The organism is Pseudomonas sp. MWU13-2517, from assembly GCF_023242545.1.
Lineage (GTDB): Bacteria > Pseudomonadota > Gammaproteobacteria > Pseudomonadales > Pseudomonadaceae > Aquipseudomonas.
The window spans coordinates 269,821-289,119 of sequence record NZ_JALMFA010000008.1 but is presented as its reverse complement, the minus strand read 5'-3'; the positions used below and the strand labels follow the sequence as shown (position 1 = coordinate 289,119).

General features: G+C 59.1%; 28 protein-coding genes. 26 read left to right on the top strand and 2 right to left on the bottom strand.

The features are described 5' to 3' along the window. The first annotated feature begins 122 nt into the window (after positions 1-122). From M5B97_RS14280 to M5B97_RS14260, 5 genes are all read left to right on the top strand, one after another. A complete protein-coding gene (locus M5B97_RS14280) occupies positions 123-308 on the top strand; it encodes a Com family DNA-binding transcriptional regulator (protein WP_081044268.1) in 186 nt (61 codons plus the stop codon). A gap of 8 nt (positions 309-316) precedes the next feature. After that, positions 317-640: a hypothetical protein gene (locus M5B97_RS14275; protein WP_222539697.1), complete on the top strand. Its 324-nt coding sequence runs from the start codon at positions 317-319 to the stop codon at positions 638-640. Positions 641-752: 112 nt separating this feature from the next. Beyond that, positions 753-1,082 (top strand): 3-methyladenine DNA glycosylase, encoded by a 330-nt coding sequence (locus tag M5B97_RS14270; protein WP_248731798.1) that lies wholly within the window; start codon positions 753-755, stop codon positions 1,080-1,082. 201 nt (positions 1,083-1,283) lie between these two features. Then, positions 1,284-1,622, top strand: coding sequence for a hypothetical protein (locus tag M5B97_RS14265; protein WP_003218335.1), 339 nt, complete (start codon positions 1,284-1,286; stop codon positions 1,620-1,622). Further along, entirely contained in the window at positions 1,619-1,963 is a 345-nt protein-coding gene (locus M5B97_RS14260) for a hypothetical protein (RefSeq protein ID WP_248731797.1), read from the top strand. The genes M5B97_RS14265 and M5B97_RS14260 overlap by 4 nt, the downstream gene beginning before the upstream one ends. 50 nt (positions 1,964-2,013) lie before the next feature. On the opposite strand, the gene M5B97_RS14255 is transcribed toward M5B97_RS14260, so the two are convergent. Beyond that, entirely contained in the window at positions 2,014-2,889 is an 876-nt protein-coding gene (locus M5B97_RS14255; protein ID WP_248731796.1) for a hypothetical protein, read from the bottom strand. A gap of 82 nt (positions 2,890-2,971) precedes the next feature. Here M5B97_RS14255 and M5B97_RS14250 point away from each other — a divergent pair, with 82 nt between their 5' ends. Both M5B97_RS14250 and M5B97_RS14245 read left to right on the top strand, forming a co-directional pair. Then, positions 2,972-3,163 (top strand): hypothetical protein, encoded by a 192-nt coding sequence (locus tag M5B97_RS14250; RefSeq protein WP_248731795.1) that lies wholly within the window; start codon positions 2,972-2,974, stop codon positions 3,161-3,163. Further along, the gene (locus M5B97_RS14245) at positions 3,160-3,414 is read left to right on the top strand and encodes a hypothetical protein (RefSeq protein WP_248731794.1); all 255 of its coding nucleotides are present in this window, start codon (positions 3,160-3,162) and stop codon (positions 3,412-3,414) included. The genes M5B97_RS14250 and M5B97_RS14245 overlap by 4 nt, the downstream gene beginning before the upstream one ends. A 31-nt stretch (positions 3,415-3,445) precedes the next feature. Here M5B97_RS14245 and M5B97_RS14240 read toward each other — a convergent pair whose 3' ends face one another. Continuing rightward, positions 3,446-3,649 carry a hypothetical protein gene (locus M5B97_RS14240; RefSeq protein ID WP_248731793.1) on the bottom strand — a complete coding sequence of 68 codons (204 nt, stop codon included), beginning with the start codon at positions 3,647-3,649 and terminating at the stop codon, positions 3,446-3,448. Positions 3,650-3,738: 89 nt separating this feature from the next. Here M5B97_RS14240 and M5B97_RS14235 point away from each other — a divergent pair, with 89 nt between their 5' ends. The 19 genes from M5B97_RS14235 (at position 3,739) to M5B97_RS14145 (ending at position 19,187) form a co-directional block, all read left to right on the top strand. Then, positions 3,739-4,338 (top strand): hypothetical protein, encoded by a 600-nt coding sequence (locus tag M5B97_RS14235; protein ID WP_248731792.1) that lies wholly within the window; start codon positions 3,739-3,741, stop codon positions 4,336-4,338. Position 4,339: 1 nt separating this feature from the next. Then, positions 4,340-5,830, top strand: coding sequence for a terminase (locus M5B97_RS14230; protein ID WP_248731791.1), 1,491 nt, complete (start codon positions 4,340-4,342; stop codon positions 5,828-5,830). After that, the gene (locus M5B97_RS14225) at positions 5,830-7,290 is read left to right on the top strand and encodes a DUF4055 domain-containing protein (RefSeq protein WP_248731790.1); all 1,461 of its coding nucleotides are present in this window, start codon (positions 5,830-5,832) and stop codon (positions 7,288-7,290) included. The genes M5B97_RS14230 and M5B97_RS14225 overlap by 1 nt, the downstream gene beginning before the upstream one ends. Then, the gene (locus M5B97_RS14220) at positions 7,208-8,320 is read left to right on the top strand and encodes a minor capsid protein (RefSeq protein WP_248731789.1); all 1,113 of its coding nucleotides are present in this window, start codon (positions 7,208-7,210) and stop codon (positions 8,318-8,320) included. The genes M5B97_RS14225 and M5B97_RS14220 overlap by 83 nt, the downstream gene beginning before the upstream one ends. Positions 8,321-8,328: 8 nt before the next feature. Next, the gene (locus M5B97_RS14215) at positions 8,329-8,814 is read left to right on the top strand and encodes a DnaT-like ssDNA-binding protein (RefSeq protein ID WP_248731788.1); all 486 of its coding nucleotides are present in this window, start codon (positions 8,329-8,331) and stop codon (positions 8,812-8,814) included. A gap of 83 nt (positions 8,815-8,897) precedes the next feature. Beyond that, positions 8,898-9,671: a hypothetical protein gene (locus tag M5B97_RS14210; protein WP_183703379.1), complete on the top strand. Its 774-nt coding sequence runs from the start codon at positions 8,898-8,900 to the stop codon at positions 9,669-9,671. Between the two features lie 3 nt (positions 9,672-9,674). Beyond that, entirely contained in the window at positions 9,675-10,652 is a 978-nt protein-coding gene (locus M5B97_RS14205; protein ID WP_248731787.1) for a major capsid protein, read from the top strand. A gap of 55 nt (positions 10,653-10,707) precedes the next feature. Next, positions 10,708-11,013 carry a HeH/LEM domain-containing protein gene (locus M5B97_RS14200; RefSeq protein ID WP_248731786.1) on the top strand — a complete coding sequence of 102 codons (306 nt, stop codon included), beginning with the start codon at positions 10,708-10,710 and terminating at the stop codon, positions 11,011-11,013. A 10-nt stretch (positions 11,014-11,023) separates the two neighbouring features. Beyond that, positions 11,024-11,401 (top strand): hypothetical protein, encoded by a 378-nt coding sequence (locus tag M5B97_RS14195; RefSeq protein ID WP_248731785.1) that lies wholly within the window; start codon positions 11,024-11,026, stop codon positions 11,399-11,401. Between the two features lie 2 nt (positions 11,402-11,403). Beyond that, entirely contained in the window at positions 11,404-11,796 is a 393-nt protein-coding gene (locus M5B97_RS14190) for a hypothetical protein (RefSeq protein WP_248731784.1), read from the top strand. Position 11,797: 1 nt separating this feature from the next. Beyond that, entirely contained in the window at positions 11,798-12,382 is a 585-nt protein-coding gene (locus tag M5B97_RS14185) for a hypothetical protein (RefSeq protein ID WP_248731783.1), read from the top strand. Continuing rightward, entirely contained in the window at positions 12,379-12,795 is a 417-nt protein-coding gene (locus M5B97_RS14180; protein ID WP_134326534.1) for a phage tail terminator-like protein, read from the top strand. Before M5B97_RS14185 ends, M5B97_RS14180 begins: the two co-directional genes overlap by 4 nt. A 72-nt stretch (positions 12,796-12,867) precedes the next feature. Next, positions 12,868-13,521: a phage tail protein gene (locus M5B97_RS14175; protein ID WP_248731782.1), complete on the top strand. Its 654-nt coding sequence runs from the start codon at positions 12,868-12,870 to the stop codon at positions 13,519-13,521. Between the two features lie 3 nt (positions 13,522-13,524). Continuing rightward, entirely contained in the window at positions 13,525-13,905 is a 381-nt protein-coding gene (locus M5B97_RS14170; protein WP_169366786.1) for a phage tail assembly chaperone, read from the top strand. A 47-nt stretch (positions 13,906-13,952) separates the two neighbouring features. Beyond that, positions 13,953-14,225, top strand: a complete 273-nt coding sequence (locus tag M5B97_RS14165; RefSeq protein WP_248731781.1) for a DUF1799 domain-containing protein — start codon at positions 13,953-13,955, stop codon at positions 14,223-14,225. Positions 14,226-14,252: 27 nt separating this feature from the next. Then, on the top strand, positions 14,253-17,327 hold the full coding sequence (locus M5B97_RS14160) for a phage tail tape measure protein (RefSeq protein ID WP_248731780.1): 3,075 nt from the start codon (positions 14,253-14,255) through the stop codon (positions 17,325-17,327). Continuing rightward, positions 17,327-17,665, top strand: coding sequence for a phage tail protein (locus M5B97_RS14155; RefSeq protein WP_106578040.1), 339 nt, complete (start codon positions 17,327-17,329; stop codon positions 17,663-17,665). The genes M5B97_RS14160 and M5B97_RS14155 overlap by 1 nt, the downstream gene beginning before the upstream one ends. 11 nt (positions 17,666-17,676) lie before the next feature. After that, positions 17,677-18,429, top strand: coding sequence for a phage minor tail protein L (locus M5B97_RS14150; RefSeq protein ID WP_248731779.1), 753 nt, complete (start codon positions 17,677-17,679; stop codon positions 18,427-18,429). A 2-nt stretch (positions 18,430-18,431) separates the two neighbouring features. Then, entirely contained in the window at positions 18,432-19,187 is a 756-nt protein-coding gene (locus M5B97_RS14145) for a C40 family peptidase (protein WP_248731778.1), read from the top strand. The last annotated feature ends 112 nt before the right edge of the window (positions 19,188-19,299 follow it).

Here is a 19,299-nt window from a genome sequence, read left to right as displayed (position 1 = left end):
TATTTCCCCACAGTTAGTATTTTGCCTTCGGCAACTTGCACTGGAAATTCAAGAAAACCCGGCCATTGCGTCGGGTTTTTTATTGCCCAAGGAAAGGGCGATTCAGCAAAAGGAATTTGCAGATGTTGAAAGAATTCAGATGCGGTAACTGCAAACGACTTCTCGCCCGCACGGGTGGGTTTACAGAGCTCCAGATCAAATGTTCCCGATGCGGGACGTTGAATCATGTGAAGGCCACGAGCCTCGAGCAATCGCCTTTGAGCGACATGAAAGCGGAATCCTCCGCGACAAATCATTCGACTCAATAGGTGAAAAAATGGAACCAGTACAAATCGGCAGCCGTTTCAAATCGATCGCAACCAGCTACGCAGAGGCAGTTTTCACTCCGGCGCAGAACGTCAATGGCGCGGTAGTTCGAACAGCTACCATGATCAGCCCAGTCGGGAACGGATTTATTAGTACCGGCACGACCATTCCGGAAGGGCGCTGGGTGACCAACGTGCCCGTTATCTTGTCCGCCGTTAGCGGTTCTTCCACTCTTCCGTTCTCTGTGACCATTCCTGCGGGTCAGGGCCTGTGGGTAGCAATGACTCAGAACGGCGGCGGTACGGCCTACGTGACCTACGACCTGTTGCCGTAAGTAGTAGTTTCTCGGACCCAACAACCAGAAGGTCATGAGCCTCTCCCCATCGCCTTTGAGCGACATGAAAGCGGATCTCCGCAAATAATCATTTGACTCAATAGGTGACAATATGACTGTACGTACACTCGGTAAAAAATTTCAAAACATCACTATCAACGGCAACGCGGTCTTTATCGCAACATTGATCGCGCCGCAAGACAACCCGCATGGTCTAATTCTGCGATCCTGTTCTAACGGCCGCGAAATTACCTATGGCACAAGTCGCCCAACCGGCGACCGGTTTGACTTGACCCAAATTCGAATTCCGACTGCGTATTTGCTTACGAACGATGTATTTGTTCCCGCAGGAAATGGTGTATTCATGAATACAAGTGCGGATTTCGTGATCCCAGTCCAAATGTCTTGGGATGTACTGAACGCCGACGGTACTGTTGCATAAGTTACGACGAAGGACGAGCCCTGCAGCGGTATAGCGATGCAGGGCTTTCAAGCAATACCGCGCAGCTAAGGTCGCGCACCCATTCAAGGCCCAGCCGTCGTGCTGGGCTTTTTCGTTTTCGGCCCCACCACACCCTTCGCACTTAGCAGGGAGTGCCGACGGGGCCGACCTATTTCAAACATGCCCCACGGAGTCGAGCGCATGGAGTATCTACAGCGCCTGCTCGACAAGATCGACAGGTTCGAACTACTGATTGCGGGCCTCGTCGGCGCCGTAATCGCCAGTTGGTGGCACAAGGACGACTTGAACGACTGGCGTGCCTGGATGATCTTCCTCATCACCGGCATGGCCTGCTCGATCTACCTCACCAGCATGGTCAGCACCTACCTGGGCGTTACCGAGCCGAAGATCGTCGCCGGGATTGGGTTCCTTCTGGGGGCATTCGGCGGCTCGCTCCTGGCGGCCATCAACAGAGCTATTAAATCCGCTGACCTCTGGGCGCTCATTCGCCAGCGGTTTGGGGGAGGCAATCCACCATGAATCTTGAATTGATAAATTCCATCGCCTGCGGCCTTATCGCGCTGTGGGCAGCCTGGTGCGTACTGAGCGGTAAGGTGAGGGACGGCATTCTCGGGAAGCTGATCTACTCGGCCATCGCCATCAGCGGTTTCGTCGTTATGGTGCGCAGCCAGAACATCTTCTTCGGCCCGACCACTGCTGGCCTAACGTTTCACCTCGCTCTGGCTCTGGCTGGCGTCCGCCACATCTTCATGGTCACGTACTGGCAGCGGGTGAAGGCCTGGCTGTGCCGGACTCTGAACTGCGAGCACTGCCTGCAATGTGACAAGGCGCCTGGGGGTATGGAGCGCCGAGCCAAGTAATCCGCGCCACGTTTTCGAAAGCGCCAAATCGTGTTGAAAGATGGCTGAAGTCAGTGGCTTTTACTCTCTATACTTTTGAAAAGTGACTTGAGATTGGAAGGGTCTAGGCAGTCAGGTGCTATCGTCTGCGACTGCTTGAAATAGGCCTGAACTTTCGGGTTCGCGAAATCGCCCATAACGGCCAACAGGTAATACCCGTCGGCGCGAAACTGTTCCAAGCTCAGAGACACTGGTTCGAAGAAGTCCCTCATAGTGGTCAACGGTAGTTGACGGTTGGCTTCCGTTTTCAGTGAATCTTTGAAGCAGTACGAGCGTATTGCAGGCAATGGATAATGGTCAGAGTACAGATCTGGTCGCTCTAGGGCATTGGCTAGCTGGCTATACTTGCGAAGAAACTCGGGGTCATCGAACTTGAATCGCAGGAACGCCTCGTCACAGTCGCGCAACAGCATTATCGCTCCGGCAACCAAGCCTTGATCCGCAGCGGTCTGGTAAAGCGAGCAGGCTTCTACATGCATAGCCTTATAGCCATTTAGAAAGGTTGCCGCTTTACTCTCTTGCATATTCGCCAACATGAAAGTCGCTACACCGTGCCCTCCGGCGCTAGCTTTACGCAGCTCGTCCTCATAGGTCTCAAGTCCTTTAGTAGCCTCCTGTATGGACTGGCTCAGTGTGAGCTTGTCAGTTTTGCCCTGCTGTTCTTTTTCAACCAGCTGATTAGCTCGTTGCTGTATTTCATCAGCTAAAAGCATTGCGTGTTGAAAGACAGCTTCGGCTTCGGAGGATGGCGCAGTCTGCACCTCAGCACACAGAGCGATGCTGGAAAGTAGGACTAAAAGACGAAGTTTCAAAGGCGTTTCTTCCGTGATTGCAGTTGTTCGAGTCTCCATTACTGTAATGGATTCAATCAGGGTGGGGTATTTCACGTGCTTGACCGTCACTCCAGTATGAGTCGGAGTTAGGGCGAGGTTTCCGATTGGTGCAGAGTTTCATTGCAGAGGGTCATACATGACCAACGGCACCCGCCTGAGGCACATGCTGCCAATGAGCCCAGAAATCAACGCTGCGGTAGTCGCTCTCGACAAGGCCATTGTCGATGCTGTGGGCGCTGCCAAGTCTGCCGGATTGCCGCAGGGCCTGATCGTTGGATTGCTCCAGGGCCGCGCCCATGCACAAACCCATCTGATGGTGAACGAATGACAGTCAAGGTTCTTGAGTTCAAGCGGGAAGAATGGCGCGATGCAGCCAAGACCCTGCGCAAGATTGCCGACGACCTCGATGCCGGTGAGCATCCCGAGTGCACGGTAGGCGCATTGACGCTGATCGGAGCAAAAGGAGAGGTAACTGTGTTCGGCCTTGGCCCTAAGTGCGATGACCTGCAATGTCTGGGCGCCATGCGCCTGGGCGAGCAGAAGTTGATTGATGTGCTGCTGGATATCGGGGAAGGGTAGGTGTGCCGCAGGTGAGTGCGGCACGGGTGTGTCACTTCACCTTCAGCGCTTCCTGAATCTCGTCTGCATAACCTGAAAGTCGGCTTAATTCGCCCTCTAGATCGGTAGATGCGCCAGCAGAAAGTTTTGCAGAGATTAGCTCTAGTGCTATTCCGACTGCGAATGCGCGTCGATCCTCGGCATTGTATCCGGGGTTGTTGGTATTAAGCGTGGCTGCGTGAATATTGGCGGACATATAAATTTCCTTGCGGTTGATTGATCACCACCAATACCGGCAACGCGCCACTATTTCAATCCCGCCTTTAGGCTTACCTGAGACAATTTATGACAACCAAGCAACCCGACTGGGAGGCAATCGAACGCGCCTACCGGGCAGGTTCGCTTTCCATCAGGACCATCGCAGAGCGCCAAGGCGTGAGCGACACCGCGATACGGAAGAAAGCCAAGGTTCAAGGATGGGCGAGAGACCTTTCCGACCAGGTGCGCAAAGAGGTTCGCAGCAAGTTGGTTCGCGGAGAGGTTCGCAACGACCAAGGCGCGAACTGCGAACTTGACGCCGAAATCATCGCAGAGGCCGCAGAAGAAGGCGCTCGGGTGGTTCGCAGCCATCGGCGAGACATTCGGAAGGCGACGAACCTTGCGAACCTGCTGATGGATGACTTGCTCAATACCATCCAGCGCCGCGAAGAGATCGAAGACGCGATCATCGACGAGACTGACGAGGACAATAACGGCATGCGCCGGGCCTCGATGCTCGCTGCTGTCGCGCTACCCAGCAATTCCAAAACCTTGTTTCAGCTTTCCTCTGCAATGAAGAACCTGCAGGTTCTGGAGCGTCAGGCATTCAGCCTGGACGAGAAGGAGAAGACGGACGACGCCGACGAGATCTCGAAGATGATGGACGAATTATCACAGGACGCCTGAAATGAAACCCGAGCACATGAAACTGCTTCGGGATCGGTTCTGGCGACTGAATAATCTCTACTTCATCACCGACAAGCAGGGCAAGAAGGTTCGCTTCCGCATGACGCAGGAGCAGATCGATTACTTCCAGGGGATGCATACCCGGAACATCATCCTGAAAGCACGCCAGCTGGGCTTTACGACGTTGGTGTGCATCGTCCAGTTGGATGCAGCGTTGTTCGAGGCTGCCAAGTGCGCCTTGATCGCTCACACACTGAACGATGCGAAGCGCCTGTTTCGTGAAAAGGTCAAGTACGCCTACGACAACTTGCCGAAGGAGCTGCGCGCTGCTAACCCGGCGAGAAACGACGCTGCCGGCGAACTGGTGTTCAGCAAGGGCGGCTCGCTTTACGTCTCCACCTCGTTCCGGGGCGGCACGCTGCGCTATCTGCACGTGTCCGAGTTCGGGAAGATCTGTGCCAAGTTCCCGCACAAGGCGCGGGAGATCGTCACCGGTGCTTTCGAGGCTGTCGCTGCTGAGTGTTTCGTCACGATTGAATCGACAGCGGAGGGCAGGGCCGGCTACTTTTTCGACTACTCGCAGAGTGCGGAACGGCAGCAACTTGCCGGCGTGGCTCTGGGCCTGCTGGATTGGAAGTTTTTCTTCTTCTCATGGTGGAAGAACAAGGCCTACTGGCTTGAGCCGACTGATGTGGTCATCCCACAGCGCCTGACCCACTACTTCAACGAACTGTTCGCCAAGCACGGCATCGACACGAACCCTGGCCAGCGCGCCTGGTACGCAGCCAAAGAGAAGACACTCGGCGACGACATGAAACGGGAATACCCGTCGATTCCCGTCGAGGCCTTCCAGCAGTCGGTCGAGGGCGCCTATTACTCGAAGCAGTTCACCAAGCTGTACGGTGCACAGCGCATTGGTCCGCTGCCGGACAACAGCCACCTTCCGATGCACACGATTTGGGACATCGGTGTGGGCGACTCCACGGCGATCTGGTTCGTCCGGATCGTTGGCGAGGAGTATCACGTCATCGACTTCTACGAGAACAGCGGGGAAGGCCTTCGGCACTACATGAAGGTGCTCAAGGATCGCAAATACACGTACGGCGATCACTGGGGCCCGCACGACATCGACAACCGCGAATTCGGCAGCGACGGCAAGACCCGGCGCGAACTGGCCCGGGAGGGCTACGAGATCGACGGGCAAAAATACAGCCTCAAATTCAGCGTTGTTCCAAAGCTCGGCATCGACGAGGGCATTGAGCAGGTTCGGGAGATCCTTCCGGCCTGCTCCTTCGATGAGTCCAAGTGCGAATTGGGTATTTCCTGCCTGGAGAACTACCGAAAGGAGTGGGACGACAAGCGGGGCTGCTGGAAAGACAAACCACTTCACGACTGGTCATCGCACGGCGCGGATGCCTTCCGCTACTTCGCCGTCTCGATGGGCCGACGCAAACGCACAGGCGGAACACGCCGAATTGGAGGCTTGGCCTGATGCCAGTGCAATCGACAAACCCCGACTACGACGCGCATATCGCTGAGTGGGAGATGATGGACGACGCGCTCGAGGGTGAGTGCGCCGTAAAGCGCAACGAGCGCAACCTGCCCAAGCCGAGTGGCATGGTCGAGGCCGAGAAGATCGACGCCACCGGCAACAAGTACCTCTACGAGAACTACACGAACCGGGCTCAATACGAGCACTGGGTGCGCGACTCGCTACGTTCGATGATGGGCCTAGTGTCTCGGTTGATCCCGGAGATCGAGCTGCCTGGCGGCCTGAAAGGGCTGGAGGATAACGCCACTGCCGACGGCTTCGGCCTGAAGCAGTTGTTCTTCCGTATGGTGCGCCAGGCTATTTCGCACGGCCGGGTGCCGCTGGTGGTGAACATCGATGAAAGCGGCGAGCCGTACTTCTCGACGTATGCCACCCGCAACGCCATCAACTGGGACACTGCTGATCAAGGTGGTCGGCAGGATCTCGTTCTCTCGGTGTTCCGTGAGTTTCGCAAGAAGGGCGGCGATCGCTACAGCCACGACTGCGATACGGTCTTCCGTGAGTTCTTCATGCTCAACGAGGTCTGCTACACCGCCGTGCGGAATGAAGGCGGTGAGCTGGTGGAGGACGAGAAGCCGCTTGGCACCACTGGCACTGATAACCGCTTGGTTAAAGGCCTGGCCTATTTGCCCGTCATCTACTGCGGCTCGACTGACAACTCGCCGGACGTCGATGAGGTGCCACTGCTGACCATGGCGCGGGCCGCGCTGAAGTCCTACCAGTTGAGCGCTGACTACTTCACATCACTGCACCAGACCAGCCACCCGCAGCCGTGGGTTTCTGGCCTGGATGAGGCGGTGGAGTTGAGCGTCACCGGCCCTTCGGCGGCATGGGATCTTGGGCCTTCCGGTTCCTGCGGCTACCTGGAATTCCAGGGCGCCGGTATCGAAGCAGTGCGCAAGGCCATGGACGACCAGAAGAACGCCGCGCTTGAGGCCGGTGCCAAGGTCATGGACGTGGCCGGCACCGAGTCGGGCGAGGCGCGCAAAACACGCCAGAACGATCAGCACGCCACGCTGCACAGCATTGTCATCACGGTGGCCGAGGCGGTGGAGCAGGGCTTGCGATACGCCGCCGAGTGGAAGGGCTACGACCCCAAGCAGGTCAAGTTCAAGGTGAACCCAGAATTCGTGACCCCGGTGGTCGATGCCCAAGTGCTTGCCGAGCTGCTCAAGGGCGTAATGGCTGGGACGATCAGCGCCGACACCTACTGGCAGTATCTCACCACCGGCAAGCTGCCGGAACGCCCTTACGAAGACGAAGCCGAACTGATCAGCGATGAGCGCGAGTCGGCCGGCATCAACTTGGACAAAGACGATGCCATCGACAAACCAGGTACAGGCGGACAGCCAACTGCTGGAGCAGACGACCCGACACTCGGTAATGCTGGAGCGGCTTAAGGCCGGCGAGGTCAAAAAGTTCGAGAAGTACCTGCGCCAGATCGACAAGCTGGTGCGGGAGCAACTCACCCGCAAGGAGCTGACCACCTACAGCCGGGACCGCCTCGAGCAGTTCCTGGCCCGGGTGGACGGTAAGCTGCTGGATATCTACAAGGCCTACGGTGACCTGGTACAGGCCGATCTGGTCGACATCGCGCTGTATGAGTCGAGCTTTGAGGCCAAAAGCCTGAGCAATGCACTCTCCATCGACGCGGTGGTGCCGACCAACACGGTGATCCGTGCGGCGGTGTTCTCCTATCCGCTGCAGGTGAAGGGCATCGATGGCGGGAAGCTGCTGAAGAGCTTCGTCAGCGGCTGGACGCGGACCGAGACAATGCGTGTGACGAACACTATCCGGCTCGGCTTCGGCCAGGGCCAGACCAATGCCCAGATCATCCAGGCGATTCGCGGGACCGCGGCGCAGAACTTCACTGACGGCGTCCTGGCGGTGAGCAACCGCAACGCTGCCGCCGTGGTGCAGACGGCAATCCAGCACGTAGCCACCACGGCACGAATGGAGACTCTGAAGGCCAACAGCGACGTGGTGCTGGGCTATCGCTGGGTGTCGACGCTCGACCGCAAGACCTCGCAGCAATGCAAGGGCCTGGACGGCATGCGCTTTGACCTGGGCAAAGGTCCGCTGCCGCCGGCGCACATCAACTGCCGGTCCACCACGGTGCCGACCACCAGGCTTTCGGAAATGTTCGCCAAGGACGCCACGCGCGCTTCGGTAGGCGATAACGGCGGGGCCCAAGTCGACGCCGGCCTAAATTATTACGAGTGGCTGGCAACGCAACCGGCGAGCTTCCAAGACCATGCTCTTGGGCCGGTCCGGGGCAAGTTGTTCCGCGATGGCGGGCTGACGCCGGAGAAGTTTGCCAAGCTGCAGCTCGATAAGTCATTCAAGCCGCTGACCCTGGCGCAACTGAAGGATGCAGAGCCTGACATGTTCACCCGAGCAGGCGTTACACTCGGCGCTCAACCAGGTTGAGATAGCACATGCAGATCATTGTTGAGGATGGGAAGGGCAGGCCAGACGCGAATAGCTTCGTGCCGCTGGAGAAGCTGACCTTCTACCGCGACTACTACGGGTTCCGGATACCTGAAGCTGAGGCTGAGCAGGTCGAACTGCTACTGCGCGCTGCGGCCGACATCAACGGTCGCCAGTGGAAGGGCCGCAAGGCCAAGCCTGAGCAGGCAATGGCCTGGCCCCGACGTGACTGCAAGATCGAATACCAAACTCTTTCCGAGACATTCGTGCCCTTTGAGCTTGAATGGGGCCAGGTACGGCTGGCGGTCGAGCTATACGCTTCCGAGCAGGGCTTCCAGATCGAAGATCCAACCCACTGTACCGAGCCAAACGGGCGGCGGACTCGATTGAATCGAGATACGCCAGGCCTACGTATGCGACCGCCGCCATATGCGCCGAGCAGGACGCAGTTCGCGGATTACCTGGTCATGCGCGGGCTTTCGATAGTCCGATAAACCACAGAATTCACACCAAACCGCCCAATGGGCGGTTTTTTTATGCCCGTCAGGCGGGCCAACCAAGTCCCCAGGGGATACCCATGCCATTTGAATTTGACCCGGCCGCCGCTGGCCTCACCCTCGACGCAACTCAGACCGCAGCCCTTCAGGAGGCGCTAGGCGGAAAGGTTCAGGAGTATCTGGATAAGGAAGTAACCGGCCTCAAGTCCAAGAACCAGGAGTTGCTGGGCTCGAACCGGACCATCAAAACCGAACTGGACAAGCTGAAGGGGCAGTTCGAAGGCCTGGACATCGAAGCGGTCAAGGGGCTGCTTGCGAAGGTTGGCCAGGACGAAGAAACCAAGCTGATCGCTGAAGGCAAGCTGGACGAGGTGATCACCCGCCGCACCGAGCGCCTACGCAGCGACTACGACACCAAGCTGAGCGCCGAGAAGACCCGCGCCGACAAGGCCGAGCAATTCGCCGCCAAGTACAGCGACAAAGTGCTGGCCGATTCCATCCGCGCTGCTGCCATCAAGGCCGGCGCGCTCCCTGAGGCTGCCGAGGACATCATCCTGCGCGCCCGGGGCACTTTCAAACTCAGTGAAGACGGCGAGGCAATTGCCACCGACCGTGACGGCGAGGTCGTTTACGGGAAGGACGGGAAAACCCCGCTGTCCCCGCTCGAATGGGCGGAATCGCTGCGTGAAACAGCAACACACCTGTGGCCAAGGGCTCAGGGTGCCGGGCAGACCGGCGACAACGGTGGCAAGGCCACGAAAAAGTGGGGTGAGTACACGGAAACCGAGCGCGCTGCGATCGCCCGTGACAACCCCGAGCTATTCAAGAAAATCCAGGCCACCAAAGGAACCTAATCCATGGCAACTACCCAACTGACCGACATCTTCGTCGGGGATTACTACGCCACCCTGGCGCCGGTTAACAGCCCGGAAAAGACCGCTGTATATGAGTCGGGCATCGTGACTCGCTCGCCTGTGCTGGATGAGATCGCCTCCGGCAGCCAGGGCACTGCAGAGATCAGCTACTGGCAGGATCTCAACGCTGATGAAGCGCCGAACATCAGCAACGACGACCCGAACGACCAGGGCGAGGTCGGTAAAGTCACCCAGGACAGCATGCGCGCCCGGGTTCTGTATCTCAACAAAGGCTACGGCGTCGCCGACCTGACCGCTGAGCTGGCGAACACCGAACCTCAGCAGCAAATCCGCAACCGCTTCGGTACCTACTGGACCCGCCAGTGGCAGCGTTACACCTTGGGCGCAGCTCGCGGCATCATCGCCTCGAACATTGCGAACAACGGTGGTGACATGGTCATCGACGCGGGTGCGACCATCAGCGCGAATGCCTTCCAGGATGCTGCGTTCACCGCCGGCGATGCCGCTGACCAGTTTGGCGCGATCGGCGTGCACTCGGTGGTGATGAACCAGATGGTCAAGCAGGACCTCATCGAGTACCTGCGTGACTCTGACGGCAAGATCATCCTGGCCACTTATCTCGGCAAGCCAGTGTTCATGGACGATGCCCTGGTGTATGGCGCAGGCAAGTACCTGTCCGTGTTCTTCGGCCAAGGCGCTTTCGGCTACGGCGAGGGCACGCCGAAGGTACCGGTAGAGCTGGAGCGCAAGCCGGGCGGCGGTAACGGTGGCGGTGCCGAAGTGCTGTGGGAGCGGAAGACCTACATCCTCCAACCTGCCGGCTTCAGCTGGAAGGGTTCCGAGGCTCAGAACCTCAGCCCAACCGCCACTCAGTACGCCGCGGCTGCGAACTGGCAGCGTGTCTTCAACCGTAAGCAGGTCCCGTTCGCCGCTGTGATCAGCGGTACCACCACGCCGTAATCCGGCCCACACAGCCTGGCGCCCTTATGGCGCCGGGATGCTTTTGAGGTGACTCATGAAAGTGATCTACACGAACAAGCCGGGCAAAGAGCGCGGCGTGTGCTACCGCCTGCTGAGCGAATTCTTCGGTGTCATCGGTTCCGCCACTGAGGTGGTCGTCGATGGCGATGCGCCGGATATCTTCGATGCTTACCAGGCCGCCGGCATCAAGGTTTCCGACGGCAAGGATCAGGAAACCCCGGAAACCGACCCTCTGAAAATGAAGGTCCCTGAGCTGAAAGAGTGGCTGACCGTGAAGGGCATTACCTTCGACGCGACCGCCAAGAAAGAAGACCTGCAGGCCCTGGTGCCAGCGGAATAAGGACAAGCACATGACCGACTTCATCATCGTTGCCGATGTTGACGCCCAGCTCGGTCCTGACTGGGCTGGCACCGGTGATCCGGTCCTTGCTGTGACCATGGCCAATGCCTGGCTCACGGCCAAGATTAAGCGGGCTGTTCCCGATCCGGTCCCGACCGAGATCAAAACAGCCGGCGCCCAGGTTGCCAAAGAAGCGGTGGCGGGCAAGCTGTACACGGCCACGCAGAAGGAAGTGCAGAGCAAGACGGTATCGGCTCAGTCCGGCACATCGGTGAGCAAGACCTATGTGGCAGGCTCTACCGATCAGTCGGCGGGCGTGAACTTCGCCCTGGCCTTACTGGAGCCGTGGATCAAGCGCTCCGGCGTGATGATGCTGAAAAGGATCTGATCATGGGAATGCGCGAAGAGATCCAGGCCGAGCTGGCTGAAGCGTTCGACGATCCTGATGGCCTGGCCGACGCGGTGAAACCGATGACAGGCGTGCGCAAGGTCGCGGGCGAGTACGATCCAGACTTGGGTGGCGAAACGCCGGAGACCACCGTGATGTACTCGGGGCGCGGCGTTCTTGGCAGCTACTTGTCCAAGGAAATCGACGGCTCTCTGATCCAGACGACCGACAAGAAGCTGCTTGTGCTGCAAAACGAGCTGTTCGTGTCACAGGGCGGCGTGCCAACGGCTGTGCCGGCAGCTCCTGCCATTGGCGATATCGTCAATGGGCTGCGGGTGATGAACGTGTCTGCGGACCCTGCTGATGCGACGTGGACGGCGCAACTGAGGAAATGATATGGCGATCCAATCCGGCAGCTTCGCGCTGAGCCTGGCAGAGTTCGCCGCCCAGACGGGTGAAGCCATCGATGCCAGCGTGCGCGAAATCATCATCGAGGTCGGCAGCAGCCTGATCCGCATGTCTCCCGTGGGTCACCCGGAGATCTGGGCGCAGAACGCAGTGGCCACCCAGTACAACAAGGCCGTCGACGATCACAACAGCGCGCTGCGCAGTGACCCGGCGAACCTCACGAAGGGCGGTAGGCTTAAGAAAGGCCGCAAGCTCAACGACGGCATGGACATCAAGGCCCCTGAAGGCTACGTCGGCGGCCGGTTCCGTGCGAACTGGCACATATCGCTCGGCGTGGTCGAGAGCGTCACGTTCGATGAGGTAGACCCGAGCGGCACCGAGACAGTAGCTGCCCTGGTCGCCGCGATGAGCGATTTCACCGCCGGCCAGATGGCCTACATCATCAACAACTTGCCCTATGCGATTCCGCTGGAGTTCGGCCATTCCACTCAGGCCCCCGGGGGCATGGTCCGGGTAACTGTGGCTCGCTTCCAGCAGATCGTGCTGGAGGCCATCAGGAACAACCAGGTATGAGTCACGCAATTATCGCCTCGATCTACGAGGCCAAGCTGATCGCCTGGAATGCTGCCAGGTCGGAGAAGCTGAAGATCGTCTTCGAGAACACGGCCTACACGCCGGCGGCGGGCGAGACCTACTTGCGAGCCTTCACTATCCCGGGCGACACCGCGAGCAACACGCTCGGCGGTGATCACCGGCTGTTCACCGGAGTCTTCCAGGTGAGCATCATCGCGCCGGCGGGCACGGGTAAGACCAAGACGAACCCTGTAGCAGCTGAGCTGACCGATCTGTTCCCGCTATACGCCCGAGACACGAAGGGGGCGGTCACCGTGGTGACCATGTCGCCGGTCGACCCAGGCCCTGGCATCACCGGCGATTCCACCTACACCGTCCCGGTTTCGTTCTTATACCGAGCCGACACGAACTGATCCCGCCCACTGGGCAAACCCACGAACCCGCCATTGAGCGGGTTTTTTCATATTTGCAAAGAGGAAATACCCATGGGCTACAAAATTCCGGACGGCGGCACCTTCCAGCACGGTGCCACCTATGGCCCGGACATCCCGTTTTCGGCACTGAGCAACGCGGCTGAGGCTGTGGCCACTGTGACTGGCGGCACACTGTCGGCTGGCGACATCGTGATTGTCACCTCTGGCTGGACTCGCTTGGGTAATCGGGTTGTGCGTGTGAAAGCTGCCACTGCCACCGCCATCACCCTCGAAGGCATCGATACCACCGACGTGCAGGTCTACCCGGCCGGCTCCGGCATCGGCTCGCTGAAGAAGGTGCTGACCTGGGTGCAGATTCCGCAAATCACTGACGTGGCTTTCGCCGGCGGCACCCAGAACTATCTGGACGTGGTGTTCCTGGAAGACAAACAGGGCCGCCAGATGCCAACCGACAAAGCGGCGGCCAGCTTGGCGCTGACCATTGCGGATGACCCGGCCCAGGCGTTCAACGCCATCCTGCGTGCGGCGGATGCCAGCCAGACCATTCAGGCTGCGCGTCTGAACCTGCCGGGGAACGACACGCTGTTCTACGGCGCTTTCACCTCGTTCTCCAATCAGCCGACTGTGTCCCGCAGCAACTTGCTGACCCGCACCGTCAATCTGGCGCTGCAGGGCGAACCGACCCGTTACCTGACGGTGGCGTAACCCATGGCAAAGATCAGAATCGCCCAAAACCCGACGTTCAAGGCCTTCGTGTCGATCCCTATCGTTGGGGGTGAGCCCGAGAAAATCGAGTTCACCTTTAAGTATCGGGATCGCCCGGGGCTTGCCGCTCTGTTTGATGAGTGGAACTTGAAGCGCGATGAAGCTCGGACCGCCCTGGGCGAAAGCCCAACGCTTTCCGAAATCGTTGCTGCTGACACTGAGCAGCAGTCGCAGCAGATCAAGGACCTGGTAGTCGGCTGGGGCTTCGACGACAAATTTGACGACAAGAGCATTCGGGCGTTGGTGACGTCCTGCCAGGGCGCTGCTGAGGCGGTCGTGAATGCCTACCAGAGCGCATTCAATCAGGCCCGCTTGGGAAACTGACGGACGCCGCCCGCGCACTCTACGCGCCGGCGGCACCTGCTGAGTTGATGGGCCTGTTCGGGCTCACCCCGGGTGACCTTGAAGATGTGACCGAGGTCTGGCCCTGCAACTGGCCGGCGTTCTTCCTGTTCAACCGGATGTCGACTCAGTGGCGGGCGGGCGCCGGTGGCGCGATCGGTCTCGACTACACCTGCATCCGCGACGTGGCCGGATTCCTCGGCATCAAGAAAAAGAAACTCGCTGAAATCTTTCCTGACCTTCAGGTGCTGGAAGGCGAAGCCCTGCGCGTCATGGCGGAGGAAAGGGAAAACAGCCCGTAACCACGGGCACTTATTCAAGGTGAGTCGATGAATATCGCAGAGCTCGGCGTCAAGATCGACTCGGCCGATGCAATCCAGGCAAAAACGAGCCTGGATGAGATGGCGAAGGCCGGTGGCCGGGCCGAGCAATCCGCCGTTTCGCTGATGAACGAAATGCAGGCGCTGGAGAAATCGCTTTCCACTAGCGCCAAGACCACGCAGGACCTGGCAAAGCAGCGGGACGCGCTCGCCAAGCTGACGAAGACCGGCGCCTATGGCGAGGCCGAGGCCGCGAAGATCTCGGCGCAGCTCGACAAGCAGCAGGTGGCCTTGGCCAAGTCGGCCATGGATGAGCAGAAGGCCCTCAACAGTCTGTTGGGTGCCATCGACCCGGCTCGCGCGGCCCTGGCCAAGCTGGATACCCAGGTAGAGCAACTGGGCAAACATCTGGATGCTGGGCGCTTGAGCCAGGAGGATTACAACAAAGCTCTGAGCAATATCGATAAGGATTACGCAAAGCTCGAAAAAACCAATACCGGTTTCGACAAGCTGCGCCTGGGCACCCGGCAAGCTCAGGAAAACGTTGTTCAGTTGGGCAATGCATTGTCTTCGGGCGACTGGGGTAGTGGTGTTCGCGCCGTGGCTCAATTGGGCGCTGGCGCGGGTGCAGGGGCTGTTGGCTTGCTTGCCATCCTGACACCGCTGGCTTTGGCTACCGCCGCCGTAGGCGGTCTTGCATACGCCTACCATCAAGGCAGTGAGGAGCAAGATAACTACAACAAGGCGCTGATCCTCACAGGCAATTACGCCGGTGTGAGTGCGGGCCAACTGAGCGATATGGCGCGTCAGATCAGCGCAACGGTCGGCACTACTGGCCAGGCCGCAGAGGTGCTGTCGACGCTGGCAGGCAATGGAAAGATTGCGGGTGCGAGCTTCGTTGAAATTTCAGAAGCCGCCTTGGCGATGGAGAAAGCGACGGGGAGGTCTGTTGATGCGACGGTAGCGGAGTTCGTAAAGATTGCTGAGGACCCAGTTGCTGCTGCGAAGTCTCTGAATGATCAGTATCATTTCCTGACCGCCTCGGTTTACTCACAGATTGTTGCGCTTAAGGAGCAGGGCGACACCATCGGTGCAGCGAAGCTCTTGACCGACACTTACGCCGACACCGTAAAGGGCAGGGCTGGTGAGATCACTCAGAATCTCGGCACTATCGAAAGGGCGTGGAAAGGCATTACGGATGAGGCCAAGAAGTCCCTCGACGCGATAAAAAATATTGGTCGCGATGAAGGGCCGGCCAAAAGGATCGCTGAACTTACCCAAAGTGCGGCTTACGCTCGAAGCGCGCTCAAAGCTGACCCGGATGACACTGACGCCCAGAAGAAACTCGCGGCTTCTGAGAAGGAGCTGTATCAGCTCCAGCTTATGGTCTTTGTTGGTGGTCAGCGAACCAAAGCCCAAGAGGATCAGGTGCGTGTTCAGCAGGAAGGGATTGAGGCCGAGCAGAAGCTCAAGGCAATCAGCGATTCAAACCTGACCAATGCAGAGAAGCGCAATAAGCTGATCAAAGATTACCAGCGGTCAGTCGAAAATCTCCGCAAAGCAAACCCGGACAGTCCGCTCGTCCAGCCAGACTATGTGGCTAAGACGATCCAAAACATTAAAGACAAGAACAAAGACCCCACGGTTGCTGCCGGCAGCGTGGATCTGACCGGCTTCAATGACGCGAAGAACAACCTAGCGGCCATCGCTACCGACTACAAAAACTACCAGAAGCAGTTGGACGCAGCGCAAAAGGCTGGGCTTATTTCAGAGGCAGACTACCTGTTGCGGCGCCAAGCCCTGATCGGTAATGAGCGCGACCAGGTAACGGCAGCCTACGAGGCCGAGATATCCACTCTGGAGGCCGCCAAGGGCAAGAAGTCCGCCACTGCCGCGCAAAGTATCCAGCTCGACCAGAAGATCGCTGACGCGCGTGCGGGGATGGTCAAGGCGCAGAAGGATGCCGACAGCCAGCTTGAAGTGCTGGCAACCAACGAGACCGGGCGCCTGGCGAAGCAGGAGCGGGCGATCAGTACCTACGTGCAGGCACTGGGGCAGCAACAGCGAGCCCTGGAGCTTGCCGGGCAGCGCGCGGTTCTTGGCGTGGGGCAGGGTGACCGCCAAAACGCACTCAGCAGCGAGCTGAACAGCCAGCAAGACCGGTTTGCTCAGCAGTCGCTGGAGCTGGCCAACCAGAAGTCCGATCCGTCGCGCAATATGTCGGAGGAAGAATTCAAGCGTAAGTCGCAGGCGCTCGCCGACGCGAACAAGGCCGCTACTGACCAGATCCGGCAGAACTACGCGGACGTGGAGAACGCCCAGGGCGATTGGACCAAAGGCGCGACAGCGGCTTGGGACAACTACCTGGACTCGGCACGAAACGTCGCCGGGCAGACGAAAAGCCTGTTCGGCAACGCCTTCAGTTCGATGGAGGACGCGGTCGTTAACTTCGCCACGACAGGGAAGTTCTCGTTTGCTGACTTCACGAAGTCGGTTCTCGCAGACATGGCACGCATTGCAACACGGCAGGCCAGTTCGGCATTGCTGAGCAGCCTGGTGGGCTCGGCAGCGAGTTACCTCGGTGGTAGCGCGGCCGGCGGCAACGGACTGGCGGCCGGGTCTGCAGGTGCCGCGTCGTCAAACCTTGGCGCCTCGGCTGGCGGCTATTCCGGCACCTACTTCCCGCAAGCTTTGGGCGGCGCCTGGTCGGGCGGTGTGCAGATGTTCGCCGACGGCGGCGCCTTCACCAATTCGGTCGTCAGCAAGCCCACAGCATTTGGAATGGCCAACGGCAAAACCGGAGTCATGGGGGAGGCTGGAGCAGAGGCGATCATGCCACTGACTCGCACATCCAGCGGCAAGCTGGGTGTTATGGCCATGGGCGGTGGCGGGGCGGGTGCAACGCAGATCAACGTCGAGGTGCATATCGACGGAGACGGCAACGCATCATCCTCCGCCGACGCGCCTGGCTACGACCTGTTCGGCAAGGAGCTGGCGGCTTTTGTGGAGCAGAAGTACCAGCAGATGCGCAACAAGGACATGGGCCAGGGCGGCGTCATCAACAAAGCAATCAAGGGGCGCTGATGGCAATCGAACGATTTACATGGGCAACGGAGAAGGGCGCGGAAGGGGAGATTACCCAGCGCGTCCGGACCAAAAAGTTCGGCGATGGCTATGAGCAGTCGGTCGAGGACGGACTGAACAATCAGTCGGAATCCTGGCCGGTGACGTTTACCGGTATGGCCGCGCGAATCCTGGAGATCAGGAAGTTCCTCGACAAGCACAAAGGGGCAAAGGCGTTTCTCTGGACGCCACCACTCGGCGTGCTTGGGCTCTACAAGTGCAACGGCTACAAGCCTGTTCATCGTGGCGGCCAGGTCTACGCCATCACCGCCACCTTCCAGCAAACCTTTCACCCCTGAGATAACCGCCCATGGCACTGATCACGGACATCCAGAAACTGGAGCCCGGCGGCGAGATTCGCCTGTTCGAAATTGACGGGACCGAGTACGGCGCGGATTACCTACGCTTCCACGGTCATGCCATCCCGCACACGCCAGAGGAATTGCTGGCCTACGAAGGTTCCGAAGAGGATCTGCCTGCCAAGGCGATTATCTGGCAGGGCCAGGAGTACGCGGCGTGGCCGGTGCAGATTGAGGGTATTTCCTCGAGCAGTGACGGCACCGCTTCTCGGCCGACCTTCGCCGCGGGCAACGTGAATGGACGGGTTACAGCTTTGTGCCTGGCCTTCGAGGACATGCTCAAGTTCAAGCTAACAGTCCGCGAGACTCTGGCCCAGTACCTCGATGCGGCCAACTTCCCCGACGGCAACCCAGCCGCAGACCCGACTCAAGAGGCGCTGGAGATCTGGTACATCGACCAGAAAACCAGCGAGGACGGGGAAGCCGTGGTCTGGGAGCTTTCCTCCCCGGGAGAGATCGACAACCACGGATTGCCCGGCCGCCAGATGACAACGTTTTGCCACTGGGCCATGACAGGGGGATACAGGGGCCCTGACTGTAACTACACGGGGACAGCGATGTTTGATGACGAAGACAACCCCACGGATGCCCCCTCGAAGGATCAGTGCAAGGGCTGTCTGTCGTCCTGCAAGCTCAGATTCGGCGAAAACGAAGAGCTAAATTTCGGTGGATTTCCCGCTGTGAACTTGATTAGCAGGAGTTGACTATGCGCAAGCACATCATCGCGGCGATCCAGGCGCACGCTGCAACCGAGTACCCGAAAGAGTGTTGCGGCCTGCTGCTGGCAGTCGGCCGGGCGCAGAAGTATTTCCCGTGCAGGAACATCGCGACCGAGCCGAACGAAGAGTTCCGGCTGGATCCAGAGGACTACGCGTCAGCGGAAGACCTGGGCGAGGTGATCGGCATCGTTCACTCTCACCCGGACGCCACCAGCAGGCCGTCACCCCATGACTTGGCCATGTGCGAGGCCACGGCCTTGCCCTGGCATATCCTGTCCTGGCCGGAGGGCGACATGCGCACGATTACGCCAACTGGCAGCACTCCATTGCTCAATCGCCCCTTCGTACACGGCGCCTGGGACTGCTGGCAGGTCTGTGCTGACTGGTACCTGCGCGAGTGGGGGCTGGAGTTCGAAGCCTTTCAGCGCGTCGATGGCTGGTGGGAGAGCTCGGAGAACGTCAGCCTGTACGAGCAGCACTACGAGGCAGCGGGCTTTGTGCGCGTCGACCGCCCGCAGCGGGGCGACCTGATCGTCATGCACGTAGGTCGGACGGTTCACCCGAACCATGCAGGGATTTACTTAGGCACCGACCCGACGTTACCAGGGGAAGAGTCGGGCACCTTCGGGCCTGGCCCCTTTCTGCTGCACCACCTGTACGGCAGGCCGTCCGAGATCATCGTCTACGGCGGGCCCTGGCATGACAGAACGCGCCTTGTGTTGCGTCATCGGGACGTGAAGTGAAGTTGAAGGCGGTGTGCCATATTGGCGTCCGCTAACCCGAATTTATCCACGTCATTTTTCGCAAATGACGATCTTCTCGAGCTGCCCGCCTTATATTCGCAGGTCTGAATCC